The sequence below is a fragment of the Acidimicrobiia bacterium genome (assembly GCA_016650365.1).
GTDB lineage: Bacteria > Actinomycetota > Acidimicrobiia > Spongiisociales > JAENVV01 > JAENVV01.
In genome coordinates this window covers 1-5,122 of the sequence record JAENVV010000226.1, presented here as the reverse complement: position 1 = coordinate 5,122, position 5,122 = coordinate 1, and the positions used below count along the sequence as shown (strand labels likewise).

At 62.2% G+C, this 5,122-nt stretch carries 5 protein-coding genes, 3 tRNA genes and 1 other RNA gene; 4 read left to right on the top strand and 5 right to left on the bottom strand.

The features are described from left to right. Positions 1 to 1,018: (Fe-S)-binding protein (locus JJE47_13370; GenBank protein MBK5268413.1), on the top strand; the 1,018-nt coding region annotated here is incomplete at its 5' end. Between the two features lie 9 nt (positions 1,019 to 1,027). Further along, a complete protein-coding gene (locus JJE47_13365; GenBank protein MBK5268412.1) occupies positions 1,028 to 1,792 on the top strand; it encodes a hypothetical protein in 765 nt (254 codons plus the stop codon). Between the two features lie 23 nt (positions 1,793 to 1,815). On the opposite strand, the gene JJE47_13360 is transcribed toward JJE47_13365, so the two are convergent. Further along, a complete protein-coding gene (locus tag JJE47_13360; protein MBK5268411.1) occupies positions 1,816 to 2,682 on the bottom strand; it encodes a GNAT family N-acetyltransferase in 867 nt (288 codons plus the stop codon). Between the two features lie 68 nt (positions 2,683 to 2,750). Here JJE47_13360 and ffs point away from each other — a divergent pair. Together ffs and JJE47_13350 are read left to right on the top strand one after the other, a co-directional pair. Beyond that, positions 2,751 to 3,020, top strand: an RNA gene (gene ffs / locus JJE47_13355) — signal recognition particle sRNA large type. 216 nt (positions 3,021 to 3,236) lie between these two features. Beyond that, positions 3,237 to 3,325, top strand: a tRNA-Ser gene (locus JJE47_13350). A gap of 132 nt (positions 3,326 to 3,457) precedes the next feature. Here JJE47_13350 and JJE47_13345 read toward each other — a convergent pair. The 4 genes from JJE47_13345 to JJE47_13330 all read right to left on the bottom strand — a co-directional run bounded on the left by JJE47_13345 (position 3,458) and on the right by JJE47_13330 (position 4,883). Beyond that, complete coding sequence (locus JJE47_13345; protein ID MBK5268410.1) at positions 3,458 to 3,826, bottom strand: DUF4870 domain-containing protein; 369 nt, start codon at positions 3,824 to 3,826, stop codon at positions 3,458 to 3,460. Positions 3,827 to 3,992: 166 nt separating this feature from the next. After that, positions 3,993 to 4,448 carry a nucleoside deaminase gene (locus JJE47_13340; GenBank protein MBK5268409.1) on the bottom strand — a complete coding sequence of 152 codons (456 nt, stop codon included), beginning with the start codon at positions 4,446 to 4,448 and terminating at the stop codon, positions 3,993 to 3,995. Further along, positions 4,448 to 4,535 (bottom strand) — tRNA-Ser (locus JJE47_13335). Before JJE47_13335 ends, JJE47_13340 begins: the two co-directional genes overlap by 1 nt. 259 nt (positions 4,536 to 4,794) lie before the next feature. Next, positions 4,795 to 4,883 (bottom strand) — tRNA-Ser (locus JJE47_13330). Between the last annotated feature and the right edge of the window lie 239 nt (positions 4,884 to 5,122).

The window sequence follows — 5,122 nt, the reverse complement described above, 5'->3', positions numbered from 1 at the left end:
GTGCCGCGCCTGTGAGGTGGTCTGCCCATCATTGGTGCCATTCGGGCGAGCCATGGAGGGTGCCAGAGCCGAACTAGCTGCTCAGATGCCAAGTCGGACCCGCACGGCTCGCCACCTGCTGGTGGGCAGGGTGCTTGGCTCTCCGGGGCTGCTCCGCATGGCCACGTTGGCGGTCAAGGTGGGACAGAAGACCGGGGTCGGCAAAGTGCTGCCCTCCTTGTTGAGGGGTGGCTTTGCAGGAATCCGCCCGGTTAAACCGGTAGCTGCCGAGCCCGGCTCAAACTATCGGGCGTTGGAAGAGCGGATTGGCCGGGCAGGGTTTTTGACCGGATGCGTCATGGACGTCTGGTTTTCCGATGTACACGCCGCATCAATCGCCATGCTTCAGCGAGCCGGGTATGACGTAGTCGTTCCGGCAATGCAAACCTGCTGCGGGGCTCTGGCTGCCCACGATGGCGACGTGAAGGACACGCAACGACTCGCCGAGAGAAATGTCGTCGCCTTCGCCAACGTTGATGTCGTGGCCGTCGATTCGGCCGGCTGCGGCGCCCACCTCAAGGACTACGAGCACTGGGCCGGCCAGGCCGGCGAGTTGTTCTCGAAGCGGGTTTTTGACATCACCGAACTCATTGATCAAGCGATCACGTCGGGTCGGATCCCAAAATCGTCGGTGGATCGTGGCCCGGTAGCCATGCAAGACCCGTGCCACTTGCGCCATGTTCAGCGGATCGTTGACGCACCGCGCAACATCGTACGGGCGGCCGGCTATCGGCCGGTCGAGATCGATCCGGACGGCCGCTGCTGCGGAGCGGCGGGTATGTACAGCCTGCTCCAGCCGGAGCTCTCACACCAGCTCGGGGCGGCCAAAGCCGACCAGGTCCGTCAATCAGGCGCCAACGTCGTTGCCTCGGCCAATCCGGGGTGCGAGATGCAATTGCGCAGCCATCTGGGAAAGGGATACGAAATCGTTCATCCGGTTGAGCTGCTGTGGCGAGCCGTCCAGGAAGATGATCGTTAGGCTGTCTGAATGACACTGGGAGACGACACCGAGAACACCGGCGACGAGCCGACCGTTTTGGGTGCTTCGTATGTCGCGCCGATCGTCTCGGAGCCAGCGACGCCTGAATCAATCGTGTCGGAACCGACCAGAGAGTATTACGGCGAGCCTTACGGCCTCACACCCGAGGGCGATTCCCCGGCGCCGACCCGGTCTCGTTGGCGCATGATGCTCGATATCGGCAGGATCTTCGGCCATGGGTTCGGGGCGATCCTGGACATCGGCATGATGATCATCGGAGTTGGTTTGTTGTCCATAGCTATTGCGACGTTGCTCGATGGGTTTGGGGTTGGGGAACCATCACTGACGGACAACTCAGGTGCCATGTTCGGGTCAGCCCTGCTGGTTGGCGTTTTTGGTTCGTTCGCTCTTGGAGTCGCCAATGAGGGACCGCTGACTTCACCGAGAGAAGGTGAGAACGTCGGGCTTATTGAAAGTAATGCTGCACGCGCAGTTTCGATTCTTGTTGTGGTCGCCGCCGTCGGGTGGGTGGCCGGCCTACTCCCGACCGTCCTTGAGAGCCTTCCGACTCCGTTTACGTTGGCAACGACCGTGATTGAAGAGACGGGTCGGGCGGGTCTTTTCTTCGGGCTTCTCATGGGTGTTCCGCTCGCCGTTTTGTTGCGCATGTGGAAGCCGACCATCCGCGAAGACGCCGATTTCGCCATCATCTTTGTTGTGTGGCTGTTGGGCACAATCCTTCTGGTCAACCGCGTGCTTCCCAGCATCATCTGAGGCGACTCCCTGTCGCTTCCTGGTCAGCGGAGCGACCGCTCCCAAATGGAGCCTGGCTCGAGGTCACATCCGATCCGCGTGAGGGCAGTTTGGAGGGGTTCGGTGTCGGGTATCCAGAATTCGAGTTCGGTGGCTGCGGTTTCTATGGCCCGGTCAAGCACGGCCCGGACCAGCCGGTAGGAGTCTTCGAGGTTGGCCATCAGCCAGAACACCGCCAAGCGGTTGTCCACCCGTTCGGCCAGCGCCCAACCCGACGGACTCTCCAGGAACATTCCGTCGGGGGCGGCCGCTGACAGGTCGTCGATCGTGAGCAGCTTCCAGGTCCAGTTCCTGGCGGATAACCCCCGGGCGGCCCGTCCGATGTCACTCGTCGACCAGGCCATGAACGCCGGTTCGGCTTCTGCTTTCGGTGCCGGTCGAAGTCGCTCGTCGCCCGGAACCCGCCGACCGCCGTTGCCGGTTGGTTGGGGGTCTTGATTGATGATGGCGCGTTGTCCGAATAGCCATCTCGACACCCGGCGATATCCGCTCGCCGCCACGAGATGCTGGGGTGCCTGATTCCAATCCTCGACGTACAACCTGACAACTTCGGCTCCTTTGCCGGCACCCCAATTCGTCAGTTCGTCTGAGAGGCGCTGGCTGAGACGATTTCCCCGATGGTCCGGATGAACGCGACTGCCTTGGAGCCACAGCTCGGACGGTGACAGCAAAGCCGCCCTGGCAACTCCGACGGCCTCACCGGCGTGTTCGGCAACGAGCAGACGTCCGTCGGGGGCGGCCAACCAGTCGTCGAAACGGTCGGCGATGTAATCGCCCCACTCGAACGTGTTCTCGGTGAAGGCGGCCAGATCCGATCTGTCTTCGGGTTTAGCCGGGCGGATGGTGTACACGCGGCTGATTCTATTGGCGGGGTGGAGTTGGGCCGATTCCGTCACGTGAACGGAGGGCTATTATTTCGGCGTGCTAGGTGGGGCGGCTAGGGGCGTCCTGTACCCGAAGTCCTCTTCATGCGGGGCCGAATGCCCGCCTGAGGGTGGTATTGAGCAAGGTCTAGCGCCAGGCACGCGGTGTTGACAGATTGGGTCCCACGCGGCGTGACCCCGTGAAGCGGGTCAGATCCGGAAGGAAGCAGCCCTAAGCGGAAAGTTGCGGGTGACGTGGGACAGCCCAATCCGAGCTGGCGACCTGGTTGCGCTTGCCCCTTCCCACTCGAAGGCGGGCTGCACATAGCTCTTCTGGACTGGTTCATCCCCGTGCAGGCATCGGGTGTTGGAACCCTGGGTTGTTCTTGGGGCCCCAGCTCCCGGAATCGGGCGCTGGAACCCTGGGTTGTTCTTAGGGCTGGAGCGCCCACTATCGGGCGCTGGAACCCTGGGTTCAACCCTGGGTTGGTGGATGCGGGGTTGAGTGAGTATTGGAGCCGATTACAATGCCCCGGTCATTCGGAGGGGTCGCATAGGCCGGTCTAGTGCGCGGCACTCGAAATGCCGTAAGGGTTTGCGCCCTTCGAGGGTTCGAATCCCTCCCCCTCCGCCGAAGGCGGAGACCTCCGCATGGTTCCCACCAATCGGATGCTTGCCCCGTCATGGCCTTCAGCAGCACCATGAGTATGAAGATGGCCCCAGCTTTCCGGCTGGGGCCATCTTGCACGTGGATGGTCTTGGCTCAGTTCACGAACCGGATCGTGAAGGGATAGCGATACGTCTCGCCGTCGGAGGTCCGTACGGCAGCGACGATTGTCAGGACAAACCAGGTCACGAGAACCACCGGGAGGAGAATTATCCCTACGAGGGCGATGATCGAGATTCCGGCAGCAATGGCATAGAGCAGGAACGAGATGTTGAAGTTGAGGGCTTCGATGGCCTCATCTACGACGTAGGGGTCGTCCTTCTTCAGTAGCCAAACCGCCAGCGGTCCGAACAGTGAGGGGATTCCGAATAGTCCGACGAACCCCGAGAGGTGGGTCATCGTTGCCCAGTTACGAGATTCAGTCGAAACCTGTGGGGCGCTTTCGAGAGTGGTAGCAGTAGTCATGTGGTTCTTCCTTTGTGTTGGTAACCTCACTATCGACCAATCAAGCGGTTTCGACTATTGGGTATCGCCCTTGAAAAGTCCTGAGATAGCGGCGGGCGTCAGGGTGCCGCCATCTCCGACAAGCCGGGCATCTGCGGACCGGTTGGCTGTGGCTGCCTTGGCAGTGCTATGAGGTTCGACGCTGCGCGAAGAACTCGGTCAGCAGGGTCGCGCACTCTGCTTCGAGCGTTCCGGCGATGAGGTCGCAACGGTGGTTGAGGCGGGCGTCCTGCGGGATGTTGTAGAGCGACCAGGCTGCGCCGGCCTTGAGGTCTGCTGCCCCGTAGACGATCCGATCGACCCGGGAGTTCACTGCGGCTCCCGCGCACATGGCGCACGGCTCGAGTGTTACAACGAGGGTATGCCCGGTCAGCCGCCAGTCACCGGCGGCTTGAGCGCCGGCCGAGAGGACCAGCATCTCGGCGTGAGCGGTCGGGTCGGAACGTTCCTCGCGCCGGTTGTGATCACGGGCAACCATGTCCCCGGTTGGGCCCAGGAGGACCGCCCCGATCGGGACATCGCCGTGTTCGAGCGCCAGGCGAGCTTCATCGAGCGCCAGGCGCATGAGATCTTCGTCATTCATGGCGGAGAGGGCGGGATTCGAACCCGCGGAGGCGTGAACCTCAACAGTTTTCAAGACTGTCACCTTCGACCGCTCGGTCACCTCTCCACCGGAAATGCTAGCCGTGGTATTGGGTGGCTCGGAAAAGGAAGTGACGACCTGGTGTCCAGTCGTCGGGGTCGGTCGGGTGGCACCTTCCGAGCGGCCGGTGGAACAACGTCTTGGCTGACGAGGCCGCCGTTTGGATGGCTATCGAGGTTCTCTTGGTCGATTGGTGGACCGGAGCCCTTGCGGTTGGTGGGAACGGTGCGGAGGCCCTCCGCTTCCGTCAGCAAAGCTGACTCCGTGCGTAGGTCTCCGCCTTCGGCGGAGGGGGAGGGATTCGAACCCTCGAAGGGTTTAACCCCTTACACGCTTTCCAAGCGTGCGCACTAGACCAAACTATGCGACCCCTCCGGAATTGCGATGGCATTGTAATCGCCTTCGATAACCGCTCAACCCGACTTTGCGAACCCAGGGTTGAACCCGGGGTTCCAGCACCCGATGGCGGGCGCTCCAGCCCTAGGTACAACCCGGGGTTCCAGCACCCGATGGCGGGCGCTCCAGCCCTAGGTACAACCCGGGGTTCCAGCACCCGATGGCGGGCGCTCCAGCCCTAAGTACAAGCCGGGAGCGGCCTAGGCGTAGGGCCAGGC

Excerpts from the sequence above, each read along its gene's own strand:
- JJE47_13365 (MBK5268412.1), top strand. The coding sequence starts at position 1,028 with ATGACACTGGGAGACGACACCGAGAACACCGGCGACGAGCCGACCGTT.
- JJE47_13345 (MBK5268410.1), bottom strand. The coding sequence starts at position 3,826 with ATGACTACTGCTACCACTCTCGAAAGCGCCCCACAGGTTTCGACTGAA.
- JJE47_13340 (MBK5268409.1), bottom strand. The coding sequence starts at position 4,448 with ATGAATGACGAAGATCTCATGCGCCTGGCGCTCGATGAAGCTCGCCTG.